The sequence below is a fragment of the Paenibacillus sp. sptzw28 genome (assembly GCF_019550795.1).
In the GTDB taxonomy this organism is placed as follows: domain Bacteria; phylum Bacillota; class Bacilli; order Paenibacillales; family Paenibacillaceae; genus Paenibacillus_Z.
Map to the genome: position 1 here is coordinate 997,066 of NZ_CP080545.1, position 15,800 is coordinate 1,012,865.

At 48.5% G+C, this 15,800-nt stretch carries 15 protein-coding genes; 11 read left to right on the forward strand and 4 right to left on the reverse strand.

Features of this window, described 5'->3' with window-relative positions; all coding sequences use genetic code 11:
* Nucleotides 1–5: 5 nt before the first annotated feature.
* The 5 genes from KZ483_RS04675 (at nucleotide 6) to KZ483_RS04695 (ending at nucleotide 5,425) form a co-directional block, all read left to right on the forward strand.
* Entirely contained in the window at nucleotides 6–797 is a 792-nt protein-coding gene (locus tag KZ483_RS04675) for a hypothetical protein (protein WP_220351566.1), read from the forward strand.
* Between the two features lie 230 nt (nucleotides 798–1,027).
* Complete coding sequence (locus tag KZ483_RS04680; protein ID WP_258881539.1) at nucleotides 1,028–1,765, forward strand: hypothetical protein; 738 nt, start codon at nucleotides 1,028–1,030, stop codon at nucleotides 1,763–1,765.
* Nucleotides 1,766–1,832: 67 nt separating this feature from the next.
* Nucleotides 1,833–2,522 carry an HAD family hydrolase gene (locus KZ483_RS04685; RefSeq protein WP_220351567.1) on the forward strand — a complete coding sequence of 230 codons (690 nt, stop codon included), beginning with the start codon at nucleotides 1,833–1,835 and terminating at the stop codon, nucleotides 2,520–2,522.
* Nucleotides 2,523–2,637: 115 nt separating this feature from the next.
* Nucleotides 2,638–4,275 (forward strand): ankyrin repeat domain-containing protein, encoded by a 1,638-nt coding sequence (locus KZ483_RS04690; RefSeq protein ID WP_220351568.1) that lies wholly within the window; start codon nucleotides 2,638–2,640, stop codon nucleotides 4,273–4,275.
* Between the two features lie 76 nt (nucleotides 4,276–4,351).
* Nucleotides 4,352–5,425: a phosphotransferase gene (locus tag KZ483_RS04695; RefSeq protein ID WP_220351569.1), complete on the forward strand. Its 1,074-nt coding sequence runs from the start codon at nucleotides 4,352–4,354 to the stop codon at nucleotides 5,423–5,425.
* 152 nt (nucleotides 5,426–5,577) lie between these two features.
* Here KZ483_RS04695 and KZ483_RS04700 read toward each other — a convergent pair whose 3' ends face one another.
* Nucleotides 5,578–6,672, reverse strand: coding sequence for an S-layer homology domain-containing protein (locus KZ483_RS04700; RefSeq protein ID WP_220351570.1), 1,095 nt, complete (start codon nucleotides 6,670–6,672; stop codon nucleotides 5,578–5,580).
* A 102-nt stretch (nucleotides 6,673–6,774) separates the two neighbouring features.
* Entirely contained in the window at nucleotides 6,775–7,689 is a 915-nt protein-coding gene (locus KZ483_RS04705) for a LysR family transcriptional regulator (RefSeq protein ID WP_220351571.1), read from the reverse strand.
* A 150-nt stretch (nucleotides 7,690–7,839) separates the two neighbouring features.
* Between KZ483_RS04705 and KZ483_RS04710 the strand changes: the two genes are divergently transcribed.
* Nucleotides 7,840–8,502: a DJ-1/PfpI family protein gene (locus KZ483_RS04710; RefSeq protein WP_220351572.1), complete on the forward strand. Its 663-nt coding sequence runs from the start codon at nucleotides 7,840–7,842 to the stop codon at nucleotides 8,500–8,502.
* 110 nt (nucleotides 8,503–8,612) lie between these two features.
* Here the strand turns inward: KZ483_RS04710 and KZ483_RS04715 are convergent, their stop codons facing one another.
* Nucleotides 8,613–8,777: a YjzC family protein gene (locus KZ483_RS04715; protein WP_220351573.1), complete on the reverse strand. Its 165-nt coding sequence runs from the start codon at nucleotides 8,775–8,777 to the stop codon at nucleotides 8,613–8,615.
* A 265-nt stretch (nucleotides 8,778–9,042) separates the two neighbouring features.
* Here KZ483_RS04715 and KZ483_RS04720 point away from each other — a divergent pair, with 265 nt between their 5' ends.
* From KZ483_RS04720 to KZ483_RS04740, 5 genes are all read left to right on the forward strand, one after another.
* A complete protein-coding gene (locus KZ483_RS04720) occupies nucleotides 9,043–10,020 on the forward strand; it encodes a LacI family DNA-binding transcriptional regulator (RefSeq protein WP_220351574.1) in 978 nt (325 codons plus the stop codon).
* Between the two features lie 181 nt (nucleotides 10,021–10,201).
* Nucleotides 10,202–11,545: an ABC transporter substrate-binding protein gene (locus KZ483_RS04725; RefSeq protein WP_220351575.1), complete on the forward strand. Its 1,344-nt coding sequence runs from the start codon at nucleotides 10,202–10,204 to the stop codon at nucleotides 11,543–11,545.
* Nucleotides 11,546–11,663: 118 nt separating this feature from the next.
* Nucleotides 11,664–12,548, forward strand: coding sequence for a carbohydrate ABC transporter permease (locus tag KZ483_RS04730; protein ID WP_220351576.1), 885 nt, complete (start codon nucleotides 11,664–11,666; stop codon nucleotides 12,546–12,548).
* The gene (locus tag KZ483_RS04735) at nucleotides 12,548–13,375 is read left to right on the forward strand and encodes a carbohydrate ABC transporter permease (RefSeq protein WP_220351577.1); all 828 of its coding nucleotides are present in this window, start codon (nucleotides 12,548–12,550) and stop codon (nucleotides 13,373–13,375) included. Before KZ483_RS04730 ends, KZ483_RS04735 begins: the two co-directional genes overlap by 1 nt.
* An 83-nt stretch (nucleotides 13,376–13,458) precedes the next feature.
* Nucleotides 13,459–14,865 carry a glycoside hydrolase family 32 protein gene (locus tag KZ483_RS04740; RefSeq protein WP_258881698.1) on the forward strand — a complete coding sequence of 469 codons (1,407 nt, stop codon included), beginning with the start codon at nucleotides 13,459–13,461 and terminating at the stop codon, nucleotides 14,863–14,865.
* 221 nt (nucleotides 14,866–15,086) lie between these two features.
* Here KZ483_RS04740 and KZ483_RS04745 read toward each other — a convergent pair whose 3' ends face one another.
* Entirely contained in the window at nucleotides 15,087–15,698 is a 612-nt protein-coding gene (locus tag KZ483_RS04745) for a TetR/AcrR family transcriptional regulator (RefSeq protein ID WP_220351579.1), read from the reverse strand.
* Nucleotides 15,699–15,800 lie beyond the last annotated feature (102 nt).

Below are 15,800 nucleotides of genomic sequence, written 5' to 3' on the forward strand. Positions count from 1 at the left end.
ATTCATTGGGAGAAAATAATTTAAATTGTGAGGTAAGTGTAATGATCATTGAGTATCGGATTCCTACGCTGCTTCAACAAATAATGCGTTGGGAACGAGAGTTTTCCAGAGAAGTAGAGTATTTGGAGACTCCTACAGGGCTTTTCTTAGGCATTGATTTTAATGAGAAGGAAGGGTATTTCTGCACACCAGTGGATTCTTTTCCGTTTGCACGTACCGGAGGAGACGGTATACATTACGCGTTGTTAACTGATTTTGGTCTTGTCAAAGACTTGGATGAAGCGCCAGTGATAAGAGTCTCACCAATGGATTCAGATCGCGTACGGCTTGTTGCTCGAAATCTGCATGACTTTTTTTCGTTACACTTATTTGACGAACTGGCATTACTTAATGAATACCCGAGTGAAGAGGCGTATCTCGAGAGTGTACGTAAGGAAGAGGCTCGAGATCTGAATTCAGAATGGTTTGATCATGATCGATGGAAACGAGAGAAACAGAAGGTGTTGAACGAAGTCCAGGAAAGGTTTAACCTGACACCTATTCCGAATCCAGTCCAATACCTGCAAGAGATTCGGTTTGAACGGAGTTTACAGATAACAACTTTGACGGAAGATTCCCTGGGAATATTGGCTCCGCTCTTAGGAGCACAAGGGAAAGAAACATTCCTTGCTTCGATTCGGAACTTGCAACATACATCCTCTTCTAACAGGGTTATAATTGAGCGCCATGCGAATGAACTTCTTAAAATGGGAATGACCCATGAGGCAGAGTCGTTACTCGCTCGATTGTTACGCTAACACGACACGATAGTTGAGAATGAACCGCCACATTGGCGGTTTTTCTTTTGGTCAAAAATCAACAATCAAGGATACAAAACCTTAGCTTAATAAGAAAATCAAACAGATAACATAGCCATTCTTTTATGACAAAACTGTAAGCTGCAAACAGGTTAATGTAAGACAAAATCAATGATTCGTGATTTATGATTTATATGATGATTACTGTGAGGGAAAGAGGCTGAGAACAAATGTCCAAAGTTAAACAAGAAGAAAATTTTAAAGCGAATATTGATTTCCCGGGCCGTTGGCTTGGCGGGGTCACGTTAATCCTGGGACCGCTGCTTCTATTACTGGGTGTGGCGCTCCGGTACCCGTTTGATTTCTTCTTTCCGGAACAGCTTGCAGCATTTAGTGAACACCCAACCTTGATGACCGCATCATACAGCATATTCGCCGCCGGCAATATTCTTATGTGGCCGGCCATCATCACATTAGCGGGGAGGATAAGCGGAAGGAGGCCCGGTTGGGCATTATGGGGTGCAGCGTTCACAATCTTCGGATTATTTGCCCGTACATTTCATGCCGGTATTGATCATCTTGCCGTCCAGCTCGTTCATGAACAAAGTGTCGAACTTGCCGCCAGCGTAATCGCCGGTTCATACGGAGCATTTCATATTTTCAAAACGTTTAATCTCTGTATTATGTCAGGATGGGTCATCCTTGCAATCGGTTCATATCGCGCCGGCGCATTGAAATTATATCAATGTGTGTCATTAGCGCTTATGGCATCACTGCCACTGGGCGTCCTGAAAGGCAGCACATTATTTTCATTAATCGCAACGGTCGGGCTATGCATCGCACTGATACCTTTAGGGATCAAGGTGCTTGCAGAAGGCTCGAGACCTTCGGCAGTAATCGTCATAAGCAGGGCAGTTATGACAATAGTACTGATAGGTTTATTTTTCTTATTTGGTCAAGCAGGTTAACAGGTTTACAAAAACACCTAAATACTTTAGTTTATTAGTGAGATAACGCATTAAATGGGGTGGGTGAATGATTGAAGCGGTAGTATTTGATTTTGACGGGTTGATCAGAGACAGTGAAACGTTCGAGTTCTACTCATTCCAAGAACTGCTTACTGAGTACGGTATTGAACTGCCGTTGGAATTGTACAGCGCCAGAATCGGTGGACATTATAATTCCTTTGATCCGTATGAACATCTACAACAAAGTTTAGGAAAGGTACTTGATCGGGAGTTACTTAGAAAACAGCGAAGAGACAAGTATGACAAGTTGATCATCAATCAGAAGGCTCGTCCCGGGGTTCAACAATACTTGGAAGATGCCGAGAATTTAGGATTGAAAATAGGTCTGGCATCGAGCGCTCCGCGTGAGTGGGTCCTCACCAACTTGGAGGAATTGGAGCTTATGAGCTACTTTGCTTGTATCCGAACCCACGAAGATGCCATAAAGGTTAAGCCCGACCCCGAGCTCTACTTGCAGGTTTTAGATTACTTTGGAGTTAAACCGGTAAACGCAATCGGTTTTGAGGATTCGCCCAATGGAGCAAAGGCAGCGAAAGACGCCGGTATGCTTTGTGTCATAGTGCCAAATGAACTTACAAAGAATTTGCCATTTGATAATTATGACCTGCGATTAAACTCCATGCTGGAAATGAATTTATCAAGCGTCATCAGTTTGTTATCTCAAGATTCGTCCTTACGGGGCCTCACAACAACATAGGGTTATTCGGGGGTTATTGAACAGGTTGAAGCGGTGATAATTCTCATCGCCCCTCGCTTCTGTATCATGTACAATAGATGCAAATAACTCCTCCGCCAAGAGGTGAAGAATGAGAATGGAACCAAAACATATATTCAACGGCTTTGACCTTTCGGCTATTGAAGAAAACATGAGGAAAACGTTTGTATATTCTCTCCTTGGGAACAGTGCGTCCTTACAAGCACTCTTGAGTGAAGATCCGGGAGCAGCAAATTTCGTTCTGGGATATTTCACGCCAATACATTTTGCCGTCAGATCGGGGCATTCCGACTCAGTCCGGCTGCTGCTTAAGTATGGAGCGGATATTACCGGTAACCCTATCGGATGGTCGGACGACCCGCTGACAAAGGCTAACGATCGGGGATACAGAGAAATCGCAGAGATTTTAAAGCAGCACCTTGACAGCAATTTTAGAGTCTCACCCACTGGAAGCAAGCTTGCAAATTTGATAAAAGAGGGGCGTATAGATGAGGCCCTGAGGGAATTGGATAATTCCCCGGGAATGATTAATGCTGGCGATGAGCGCGGAAATACGCCGATTCACTGGGCAGTTCTTACCCGGGACCTGAGGCTTATCGACAGCTTGATTCAGCGGGGCGCGGATCTTCGCGCCAAGAGAGCGGATGGGGCTACCCCTTTGCAGGTCTCCATTGAAGGGGATTATTGGTTCAGGAATGGTCGGGATTTAAGTGTGAAGGCTTTGCGTAACGAGTGGTTCCTCGCCGGGTACCTGATAGCACGCGGGGCGGAATATGATATTTGGACCGCCGCTTCAGTCGGTGACTCCAGGCAGGTTGCTTCCTTTCTCCAAGAGGATCCGTCGCTGGTTAATACAAAAAATTCTGTAGGTAAAAGACCCCTAAGCTATGCCGCCAAATATGGGAATGCCGTTATGGTCAAACTCTTACTCGAATACGGTGCCGATCCGAATGCGGAAGAGAGAAATGCCCCGAATGGAAGTGCGCTTTGGGCAGCGGTTAAGGATAACTGCGAGGAATGTGTTCAATTACTGCTGGAGCATGGGGCGGATCCGAATGCCGTAGTGGAATCGGGGGGGAATTGTTTATTCATAGCCATGAGGAAGGGGCACCATTCATTGGCGAAGCTGCTCTACACCTATGGGGCATCCATGAGTCTCGACGCGGCATGTTCCTTGGGGAGAATCGATTTGGCAGGTGAAATCATAGCAGCGAACCCATCGTCGGTTAACTTTGGCGGCGATTACGGACCACTGTGCATGGCTGTGGCTAACGGGGACATGGATATCGTAAAATTGCTGATGCGAAACGGCGCCGATTTAAACGCGCCTTGGTATGCCAATAATTACATGGGGTATGCCGTTGATCAGGGTCCGGAAATGCTCAGGTTTCTTCTGGAGTCGGGAGCCGACCCGAATAACGCAAACTGGCTCGGTATTACCTATCTTCATAAGGCAGCCTGGCTGGGCAGCCTGGAATTTGCGCGGCTGCTTATCGAGTTCGGAGCAGACCTGAATGCTGTGGACGAAGAATACCATTCTACTCCCCTCGGCTGGGCAGCGAAATATGGGCAGAGCGGAATGGTCCGGTATCTGCTGGACAAGGGGGCAGACCCCAGGCTCCCGGTAGACCAACCGTGGGCGCAGCCGATCTCCTGGGCAAGACGGAAAGGATACTCGGAAATTGCCGATATACTGGCAGTTGCATCTACTGACACAGATGCAACTGTTAATTGAACAAGCCCCGATTAAAAACCCTTGTCCAGTTTAACAAAGGGGCATAAATATGTACCGGGGAGATGAACTAACGTTGATGGATACTCAGAGTGGAGAAGATATGCGAAACACTGTATCGGACAATGCAGGCGGCGGTTTACGTGGTGTGCGCGCGCAACCCTCGGCAGAGTTGTCCCAGGCAGTGCATGATTCTTATGGGATTAATAGCTTCACCAACAGCATTGACCTGGGTGGATCTTCAAGCCTTAACCTTCTTGTTATTGATGATCGGCGCCGCTATGTAATTAGGGTGTACCGTCCGTACGTTACTGAAGCCAGGCTTGCGGATATCCAGCTGGCCCGCTGGGAGCTGAACGTCCACGGTGTGCCATCATCTGAAGTACTCCCGACACTGGATGGGAGGCAGTGGATCACATTCGAAGGCAGACTCGTGGAGGTTGAGAAATATGTAGAAAGTGATGCCAACATGGATTCATGGGAACACCTTATGATGGGTCTTCCAATACTGGGCCGGGTTCATACCATTCTTCGGGGGATACCATTTAGTACAGAAGGAAGGAACCCGCTCTTCGCAAATCACATTGAGCCTCAGAAAGCTATTGGCATGACAATGCAAGGCACTGAGCGCATACGAGGATGGGGACCGTCAGCGGATTCTCTGAAGCTGGCGGATGCCGCAGAGGAATTGGCGCACTTAGTCTCCGCAGGTGAACGAGAGTTGGTCCCGATGCTTCCTCGGCAGGTGGTGCACGGTGATTACTGGCATAACAACGTGTTCTTTCTGGACGGCCGCGTGGCACTAATCAGTGACTTCGACTTCATGGGCGAGCGTGCCCGCATTGATGATCTCGCTCTTACGCTCTACTATTTTGCTTGTTCCGGAGAACCTGTATCGGAACAACAGCTCGGCAAACTTCGGAATCTTATCGACGCTTACGATCAAGGGTTGGACGAGCGCTTGACGAGCGCGGAACGCTCAGCCCTTCCGCTGGCGATCGCAAGGCAACCATTGTGGTCAATCGGCGGGTGGATCGCCTTGCTGGATGACGAGGAGGCTGCGCGGCGGCACGCGGCGGGAATGCTTGGTGAGGTGGAATGGGCGTTATGCATCGTACGCGAGCTGGATAGATGGCAGAAAGCGTTCACGTAGGCATGCCGGACGTTGTGTTCCTGATTGGGGATTGCAGAATTCGCCTCATACTGAGGGAGAAAAGATAGGCAGACAGCAAGAAAGAAGGCTGCCTCGATTTAATATCGTGACAGCCCTCTACAGTAAGCTGAAGCAGGTCGAGCGTTTTCTGATTAAAGGGGTTCCGTCTGCTCAGGCAAGTAGCGGATCAATGATTCTTGGCCAAGGGTCTGATATTCGCCCTCATGGGCTACCACAGAAGCTTCCTCGATCCAGCCGAATGCCCAGTTGGAACGGTCGACGTCGGGAAAATGCTGAATGACCTTCGTTTCGCCATCAACCAGTGGACCTCTCGACAATCCGATATCGATCAGCTTGGCCGCCTCATCGCGCCGGAGAAACCGGTTCGGTTCGAATGTGGTCGTTTGACCATCCACCATGTGGAGCGATTTGGCTGTTCCCACCGCATCTTTAGCCCAGCTGCCCTCAAGATCGCTGAATGAAGTCAGCGGAATGGGATGGATCCCGCGCAGCCGAAGTATGAGGGCGACCATTTCAGCCCGCGTTATTGGCTCGTCAGGCCGGAATTTGCCGTCACTTCCTTCCATGTAGCCTTCCTGCGTAACTTTCACAATATACGTGTGAGCCCAATGGCTGTCGGGTACATCCGAGTAATGTACCGGCTGACCGGGATTCACCTCGAGATTTTTTATTCTGGCTATAACGGCCGCCGCCTCCGCGCGGGTCAGGTCCGATTCCGGGTGGAATTTGCGGTCGGGATAACCCTTGAAGAAAGGCTGATCTGTCTGAGTTCCTGGCTTCAGCTGAACGCCGGTAATCTTAATCGACAAACCGGCATCCGAAGCAGCCGCTCCGACGATCTCGAGGGGCGTCCCCACCTGTACATCGGCCCCCATCCGCAGATTGAAATCGAATGCTGCGGTGCCGCCCGCTGGTATGTTCTTTAGATTCCACTGCAGCTGCCTCAATTCCGCCTTCCATTCCGCCGACCCCGCCGCGCTGATTTCAAGACCGGGAGGAAGAACGAGGTCGATGTTTACATTAGAGAGCGGCTCGGTGCCGTTGTTATAAACGAGCAAATGAAGCGATGCTTCTCCGCCCGGGCTCACTGTCGTCTGGTCTGCGACAAGCTGGATGTCCAGTCCTGTTGGTGTTTCCGCGAATACCGTGAAAGGGCAGATCAGCAAGACAAGCATACATAACCCGAGTATGCGGGAACAAAAGGCCGACACCTGTTTATTGTTCATACGTTAGACCCTCCTCTAATTAATCCGTTGTTCCTATATATTTTCGGAGAATGGACTTGTTTTGGGACTGCCGCGCTGATATCTGTATAAGAAACCGCCAGTTCATTCACCGGTTCGATTGCCTCTTGTCTCATTGCGAAAATAGTCCGTTAAGTGAGATTTGAACAATTTTCCCGGATAGCTGAGCTCCCTGTCTTTGTGGACAATAAGACCATGCACGGAGAGGATCTCCGGAAATGGCAGAAGTTTAAATAGACCAGCCTCAAGGTCGTCTTTCACGGCCACTTCGGGAATTAAGGCAAAGCCGATACCAAGCTTCACCGTTTGCTTGATCATTTCAAGACTTGGAAGCTCGAGCGCATTGCTTGCATTTACTCCGGATTCCTGCAGGACCTTATTCGCTTGCGTGGTATACAAACAACTGGTTCCGAAGCTGATAACGGCTTCTTCGTTTAAAATCCCCAAACCTTTCCTTTCAACTTCCGCCGCCAACGCGGTTGGCGCAATGAAGATCAGCTTCTCCTGGGCCAGAGGATAGAAGAGAATGTCGTGGCGCCCGGGGTCGTGAGGCACAATCCCGAAATCAACAGCGTGATCGAGCACTTGATTCAAAATATCCTGATGGAATCCCGTTTCGATTCTTAATTTCACTTGAGAATATTCTTTCATAAATTCACTGACAAATCCGGATACGCGCGTCAAGAAAAAAGCTTCCTGCATTCGGATGGACACGGTCCCGCGGGGGTGATCGAGCTCATTCATATTTTCCTCGATAGAATGGCCTAAATGAATATATTGATAGGCGAACTTCGCAAGTCTGACCCCGGCTTCCGTAGGTTTTACTCCCCTGGATAAACGATGAAACAGCTTTTGCTTACAAACTTGTTCCAGAAGTTGAATATGGGTGGTTACCGTTGATTGGACATACCCTAATTTTTCCGCAGCCCTGCTAAAGCTTTTTTCCTCCAGGACGGTGACAAAAGTTTTAAAAAAACGCCCTTCCAGTAATTCAATCACCGGTTCACAGCTCCTTGGTATCGCGATTCGAAATGCTACGGATCATTTATTCTCATAAGTAAAATAGCTAAAGATAAGATATCATAAACTCATGCAAATAAGAATAGCGGCAGTTGATAGATTTTCAATGCCGCAAGGGAGGAAAAGAGAGTGAATAAGATACAAGGATTCAGATTAGGGATTTATGTGTTCAAGGACGCGGAAATAATTGATTATGCAGCCCCATACGGTGTGTTTTCGGTTGCGAGGAGACTTGATCCGGAGCTGGAAGCTTTTCTCATAGCTGACGCCATGAGGCCGGTTCAGACTCAAGCCGGTTTTACAGTTCACCCGAATTACAGCTTTAATGATATGCCTGATATGGATGCCTTTCTAATCCCCGGCGGATTCGGTACGCGGCAGGAATTGAATAATAAACGACTGCATCAATATATTCGATCGCTCCCCGAAAACACTTTACTTACAAGTGTTTGTACGGGTTCATGGATTTATGGCAGAATGGGTCTCCTCGATGGTATCCCTGCAACCAATCGTAAAGAACCAGATCGCCTGGAGGCTTCCAATATGGGGAAAGTACCTATTGACCGCTTGGCTGAGATCGCTCCTGCTTGTAAAATTAGCAGGGCGAGAGTAGTCGACAGCGGCAGAATTATTACTGCCGGCGGTATTGCATCCGGAATGGAAATGGGGTTTCATCTATTAAGGCGGGCCGGTTATGACGAGACCTTCATCAGCGACGTAGCCCGTGTAATGGAGTACCACGAAGCATATGAAAGCTATAGGAATGATATCGAATATTTTAACCGGCAGTAAGGCTCTGGTAATGCCCAACAAAATACAAAAGGCGATAACCGGTTTAGCCCATGCGGCTAAACGGTTATCGCCATTCTTGTTTTAAGCCCCGATGGTATCGCTTAAGCGGCTTACCCCTTGGCGTCGCATTTCTTCCAGTTAACGTTGTCGCCTGTATTGGGACAAGCCTGAAACAGTTCGCCGTTTTTATATTTCATTTTCCGTCCGGTGACGGTTTCAAATTCACCGTCGAACGGCACGATTTCCCCTGTTTTATAGGTTCTGTGTTGACTCATGCGGACTCCTCCTCATAAAGGGCTTCTTCCAAATGATACCACGCTTATTATGCGCTCGATCTTTTGTTTTATTCATTTGTCACAGTTATAGAGCTCTGCCGAAATAGGTCGCCCCAAAATTCATTAAGAGAACGGTATGCCTGAATTTGGAATACCTTACCTGACGGCCGGTAGCGACGGCGAGGCGGACCGAACACGCAGCAAGCTTGTCTGCCATGAATCGATCGGGTATAGTTAGTATCAAAACATTTTCAGTGAGGTATGTATGGCAACAATTCATGATGTGGCGTCGAGAGCGGGCCTTTCGGTAACTACAGTATCCCGTGTACTTAATAACCGAGGCTATATCAGCGAGGCAACGCGGAAGAAAGTGTTCGAGATAATGGATGAAATAGGCTACCAGCCTAACGAGATCGCCCGCTCTCTGCTGCGCAAGCAGTCCAATATCATTGGTTTAATCATTCCCAATGTGTCCCATCCTTTCTTCGGGGAACTTGCGGATCATGTGGAAGATTTCGCTTATCAAAGCGGGTATAAAATATTGCTCTGCAATTCCCAAATGGATCCGGTCAAGGAAAAAGACTATATTGAGATGTTGAAACGAAACCGGGTTGCCGGCATCATCATGGGAAGCCATACGCTGGATGTGGACTTCTACCGTAATCTTCATTCACCGATTGTGACGATCGACCGCCAGATCGATAATGAAATACCCTTTATCGCTTCGGATAATTATCTTGGCGGCCAGCTTGCGACTGAGCTGCTCATCCGGAGCGGCTGCCGGAAAATCGCCCACGTTTGCGGCAATTTGGAGCTGGATCTACTTGCCAATAAACGAAGTGACGCATTTGCAGACATAGTGGAAAAATTCGGTATTCAGCATATAACCATCCAAACGGATATGAATGTATTCGATCAGCTGCAGTACAAGGGCATCATCGATAGGCTGTTGGAAGAGCACCCTGATGTAGACGGCATATTTGCTACGAGTGATATTATTGCCGCCTTTGCCGTGAAAGGATGTCATCGGGCCGGGAAACGGGTGCCGGAAGATGTTCGCATCGTAGGGTACGACGATGTTAATGCCGCTTCATGGATGATTCCGGAGATCACCTCAGTGAAGCAGCCGATTGCAGAAATTGGGAGGCTGGCGGTGGAGCTGATTCGCAAACAAATCGACGGGGAACCGTTTACGGCGGCTAACGTGCTGCCAGTCGAATTGAAAGAAAGGTCGACTTCCTGACCGTGGGCTAATATAACGGAAATCCAATCTCTGTCTCTCCGGGGTTGGATTTTTTTCTATTCAAAATATATCAAAGGATTGACATGTTAAAGGATTGACATAAGACAAACGTTTGACATATAATCGGAAATGTAAGCGGTTTAATACTTTCATAATACCAATCATAAATGGGGGAAGAAACATGAAGCGTTTTAAAGGATTTCAAGGACTTATTCTTGCGCTGCTGTCAATCATGGTCCTCTCGGCGTGCGGAAACTCATCGAACAGCGGGACGAGCGGCGGGGCCGCAGCAGAGACCGCGGGCAATGCAGGTACTTCGGGCGGACAGGTAAAAATTACGCTTCTTAACTCCAAGGGGGAAATCCAGCAACAACTGGAGGATGCGGCGAAAGCGTTTCATGAAGATAATCCGAACATAACGCTGGAAATCCAATCGGTACCGGCCGGCTCATCGCCTTTCGAAAAAGCGTCCACATTATATGCATCCGGAAATCCACCGACGATGCTCATGCTGGATACCGGCGACGTGGAGAAGTTCAAAGACCGTATTCTTGACCTGAGCGGTGAGAAGTGGATGGCAGATACGGTAGCGCATGCGACCGACCTTACGACATACGACGGCAAGAACTATGCGTTTCCGCTGGCGATCGAAGGCTATGGCTTTATTTATAATAAAGCCGTTGTTGACAAAGCGGTAGGCGGAAGCTTCGATCCATCCACAATCAACACAACGAGCAGCCTGGAGAATCTGTTCAAGCAGATCGAAGCATCCGGCAAAAAAGCGCTCGTCATTTCACCGATGGATTGGTCGCTTGGCGCACACTATCTCCCGCTTGCCTATGCCGGACAGAATAAAAATGTGGCGGATGTGAACAAATTCATCGATTCGCTGAAAGCCGGAACGGCTTCTCTTTCGACAAACAAAGTGTTTAATGGGCTCATGGATACGTTCGACGTTATGATGAAATATAATATCGACCAGAAATCCCCGCTTTCCGGCGCCTATGAACGCGGTCCTGAGCTGCTCGGCAAAGGCGAAGTCGGCATCTGGTTCATGGGGAACTGGGCATGGCCGCAAATCAGTGGATTCGACACGGCTAATAAACAGTATGGTTTCCTCCCGGTGCCGATCAGCAACAATCCGGACGATTACGGGAATCAGGAAATATCGTCTGCCGTTTCCAAACGAATCGTTATCGATAAGCAGCAAAGCACTCCCGAGCAGCAAGAAGCGGCGAAGAAATTCCTGAATTGGATCGTGTATGAGCAAAAAGGCCAGGACTTCCTGGTGAACAAAGCAAGCATTATACCGGCGTTCAAGAACATCACGCTTCCGGCGGCAGACCCGCTTGGAAAATCGATTCAGGATTACATTGCAAGAGACAAATCCGAGCAGTCAATGAGCACATTGCCGGCCGACCACTGGTCGAAAGTCGGCGCTTCCATGCAGAAGTATTTGGCGAAAGCGGGAGACCGGGCTACGCTCGCTAAGGAAATCGAAGACTATTGGAAAAGCGTGAAATAAGGTTTCAAGACTATAATTTAGGGAGGGCGATGGATAAGGCCGCATTCGTTTGCGTCTCGTCCATTGCCTTCTTACTGAACATGGACTCCCCGACATTAAACAAGAGAGAGGGATCGTTATGATTTCGGAAAAGGGAGTGTGGAATCGCCTGCGCAGCAGGCTGCTTTTCACCGGACCGACATTGTTTGCGTTTCTCACGGTAATGATCGTACCGTTTGCTTACGGGATTTATTTAACCTTTACGAATTGGGACGGTATATCCACGACACATACGCTGGTCGGTTTCCAAAACTACGGCGAAGTGTTTAAAGACGAAGTCTTCTGGCAATCGTTCGGGCTAACGCTCAAATATGTATTTTTTTCTGTCCTGCTTACTAACGTTATCGCATTTCTGCTCGCATATATGCTGACAAAGGGCCTGAAGGGGCAAAGCATTTTCAGGGCGGGTTTTTTCCTTCCGAACCTCGTCGGCGGTATAGTGCTCGGTTTCATTTGGCAGTTTATCTTCTCCAACGTTCTTGTGTATTTCGGCGCAAAGACGGGAATTTCGATCTTCAGCGGATCCTGGCTGGCAGAACCGGATAAGGCATTCTGGTCCTTGGTCATCGTAACGGTCTGGCAGTATGCCGGCTACATGATGGTCATTTATGTCGCCGGACTGATGAGCGTACCTAATGATATTCAGGAAGCGGCAAGCATTGACGGCGCTAACGGCTGGATGAAAATGCGGAAGATGATCCTGCCGCTGATGATTCCATCCTTTATCGTCTGCATTTTTCTATCCTTGCAGCGCTGCTTCATGGTCTATGACGTGAACCTCTCTTTGACGAAGGGCGGGCCTTTCAAGAGTACCGAATTTGTATCGATGCATGTATACGAAAAGGCATTCCTTTCCCGGGATTACGGGGTCGGCCAGGCGGAGGCGCTCGTGCTGTTCCTGCTTGTCGCCGCCATTACGCTGCTTCAGGTTTATTTCAGTAAAAAACTGGAGGTGGAGGCATAATGGCAGGCAGCAAACCCTCCTCATCCTTGGTGAAGTCACTCGGCCTTGCCATCTTTCTGATTCTGTTCATTGTTCCGTTTATAATTCTGCTGCTTAATTCGTTCAAAGAAAGTAATGCCATAACATCCAATCCTTTGTCGCTTCCAGGCAGCTTCGACTTAACCAATTATAGGGATGCATTTGATAAAATGGGCTACATTGCCGCATTTTCGAACACGCTGGTCATTACGCTGGCGAGTGTGCTCATTATTTCGCTCACAGCTGCGATGACTGCCCATTATTTTGTGCGAAATAATACCAGGGCCAATCAATATACGTTTCTTTTGATGGTCGCTTCGATGATCATACCGTTCCAGGCGATCATGATCCCGCTTGTGAAAATTTACGGTTCTTTAGGTATGCTGAACAACAAATGGTCGCTCATCTATATGTATCTCGGTTTTGGCAGTTCGCTGGCCGTGTTCATCTATCATGGTTTCGTGAAAAGTATTCCGAAAGAGCTCGAAGAGGCGGCCATGATTGACGGCTGTACGAAGACGCAAACATTCTTCCGGATCGTCTTCCCGGTGCTTACCCCGACTACGGCCACAATATCGATCTTGAACGTGCTGTGGATCTGGAACGACTTCCTTCTGCCGTCACTTATTTTGGTCAATCCGGAGCAGCGCACTCTTCCGCTCTCGACATACAACTTCTATGGAACGTACACGGTGGACTACGGCCCGCTGATGGCCGGCCTAGTTCTGACTATTCTTCCGATTATCATCGTGTATCTGTTTGCCCAGAAATATATCATTCAGGGTGTTATGCAGGGCTCCATTAAATAAACGTAAGGGTTGGATGGCTTATCAAAGAATCGACAGAATATACAAGAGAAAATGCCGATCGCTTTATTAGGGAGTCCAAGCATCTGGTTCGTCCGGATTACAGGCTGAACTATCATCTGATGGCGGAGTACGGCTGGATGAACGATCCTAACGGTTTCGTGCAATATAAGGGACAGTATCACCTGTTTTATCAGCATTATCCGTACAAGCCGGCTTGGGGGCCTATGCATTGGGGTCACGCAATAACTCACGACCTCATCAAGTGGGAGTACATGCCGGTAGCCTTGGCGCCGGGCGGTGAATTCGACCGTGACGGCTGCTTTTCCGGAAGTGCTATAGAGAAAGACGGCAAACTTGTGCTGATGTATACCGGCCACTTCATGACTGGGCCTGACAAGGACCGCGATTACAAGCAGGCCCAGGGTATCGCGGTATCGGAGGACGGCTTAACGTTTGCGAAATGGGACGGCAACCCTGTCATCGGCTATGACGGAATCCCTGACGGCATCAGCCAAAAGGATTTCCGTGATCCGAAAGTGTTCATGCTGGGCGGCCGGTATTATGCCGTTCTAGGTTCCAATGACGGACAAGGGAACGGACTTGTTCTGCTGTATCGCTCTGACGATTTGCTGCAATGGACGTATGTAAATGTGCTGGCTGCGAGTGATGGCAGCTTCGGTGACAACTGGGAATGTCCGGATCTGTTCCGATTGGGTGTCAAGGACGTGTTCATGCTGTCGCCGCAAAGGATGCCCTCGCAGGGCGAGGCCTACCGCAACCTTCATTCCACCATGTACGTGGTCGGCAAGTTCGATCCGGCGGAAGGGAGATTTCATTTCGAACGTTATGCACCTGTCGATCACGGCTTCGACTTCTATGCGCCGCAGTCGACAATCGATGATAAAGGACGCCGAATTGTGATCGGCTGGATGGACATGTGGGAGACGGAGATGCCGACTCAGAATGACCACCACTGGGCGGGAGCGATGAGCCTGCCTCGAGAGGCTGTTCTGGACAGAGAGCGGGTGCTGTTCCGCCCGGTTCAAGAAATCGAGGCCTATCGATATAATCCGTTTGAGCTGCAGGATCTTACGCTTGAGGGAGAGCGAGACATCGAGAGCGGCGGCGACAGCTATGAGCTTCAGATCGTGTTCGAAGCAGGAAATGCGGAGGAATTCGGGGTTAAGCTGCGTGTCGGCGGAGAAGAGGAAACGGTGCTGTCCTACCGCCCTGATGACGGTTTGTTCCGTTTCAACCGTGAGCGGGCAGGCATCGGACCGGGCGGTGAGCGGCGGGTACAGGTCGGACTGGCGGAAGGCAGGTTGTCGCTGCGCATTTTCGTAGACAAATCCTCTGTCGAGGCATTTATTGGAGACGGCGAGTATGTCGTCACCGGCCGCATCTATCCAAGGCCGCAGTCGCTCGGCATCAAGGTGTTTGCCAAGGGGCTTTGCAAGCTGGAATCATTTCGGAAATGGGATATTCGCTAGCTGGGGCCGTTTCTTGCAGATTTTTTCAAATGACGGATTGTAATATGAGGTGCGACTGCTAAAAAACAAGTCGTCCATGAATAGATTCGTGTAAAATGGAAGTTACTACTTCTGTTCAAAGAAAATAAAGTACTATATAGACTTATTGGATCACGTCAAAGAAATTATACATTTATAAATACAAAGGAACACAGATCAAATATGAACTGTGTTCCTTTCATTTATTCTGCCACTTCAGGTTCCGTACGTGGGGGCGCTGTGAGTAACGACAGCGCTGAGTCGATGCAATTATCGATCCATTCCCGATTAGGATTGGATTTCTTCAATACGGTTAATCCGATGAAAGCTACCACAAGGGACTGAGCTATTGCCCGGCAGTTAACCGATCCATCGATCTCTCCGGAGGTTACACCCCGTTCAAGCTTATCTTCAAATATCACCGCCAAATATTGTTGATGCTCTCGTGTCAAAATTTCAAACTTCGCGTCGTGCGGAGCCAGCTCCGCCATTGTATTAATGCAGAAGCAGCCATTCCGCTCATGCGTTCCGTTAGGGAACGCCCCTTCCAGAAACAGAAGCCTGAAAGCAGTCTTGACATTCGTAATTTTGTTTAGCTTCAAGCGGACGGATTTAGCATGTAATTGGTTATAATTTCGAAGAGCCGATTCAAACAAAGACAATTTGTCGCCGTATGCAGCATATAAACTAGGTTTCTGAATCCCCATGCGAGATGTTAAATCACTTAGTGAAGCAGCCTCGTACCCTTTTTCCCAAAAAACATGCATAGCCGCTGTTAATGCCTTTTGTTCATCGAATTCGCGAATTCTAGCCATAACGCCTCCCGATAAAATACCTTTTAGTACATAAATATGATATCGAAACATTTCATACAGGTCAATGTTTTGTTGACATTCCTGATTTATTATGAGTAAATT

Excerpts from the sequence above, each read along its gene's own strand:
- KZ483_RS04715 (WP_220351573.1), bottom strand. The coding sequence starts at position 8,777 with ATGAGTCAACACAGAACCTATAAAACAGGGGAAATCGTGCCGTTCGAC.
- KZ483_RS04700 (WP_220351570.1), bottom strand. The coding sequence starts at position 6,672 with ATGAACAATAAACAGGTGTCGGCCTTTTGTTCCCGCATACTCGGGTTA.
- KZ483_RS04735 (WP_220351577.1), top strand. The coding sequence starts at position 12,548 with ATGGCAGGCAGCAAACCCTCCTCATCCTTGGTGAAGTCACTCGGCCTT.
- KZ483_RS04720 (WP_220351574.1), top strand. The coding sequence starts at position 9,043 with ATGGCAACAATTCATGATGTGGCGTCGAGAGCGGGCCTTTCGGTAACT.
- KZ483_RS04685 (WP_220351567.1), top strand. The coding sequence starts at position 1,833 with ATGATTGAAGCGGTAGTATTTGATTTTGACGGGTTGATCAGAGACAGT.
- KZ483_RS04690 (WP_220351568.1), top strand. The coding sequence starts at position 2,638 with ATGGAACCAAAACATATATTCAACGGCTTTGACCTTTCGGCTATTGAA.
- KZ483_RS04745 (WP_220351579.1), bottom strand. The coding sequence starts at position 15,698 with ATGGCTAGAATTCGCGAATTCGATGAACAAAAGGCATTAACAGCGGCT.
- KZ483_RS04695 (WP_220351569.1), top strand. The coding sequence starts at position 4,352 with ATGGATACTCAGAGTGGAGAAGATATGCGAAACACTGTATCGGACAAT.
- KZ483_RS04730 (WP_220351576.1), top strand. The coding sequence starts at position 11,664 with ATGATTTCGGAAAAGGGAGTGTGGAATCGCCTGCGCAGCAGGCTGCTT.
- KZ483_RS04680 (WP_258881539.1), top strand. The coding sequence starts at position 1,028 with ATGTCCAAAGTTAAACAAGAAGAAAATTTTAAAGCGAATATTGATTTC.
- KZ483_RS04725 (WP_220351575.1), top strand. The coding sequence starts at position 10,202 with ATGAAGCGTTTTAAAGGATTTCAAGGACTTATTCTTGCGCTGCTGTCA.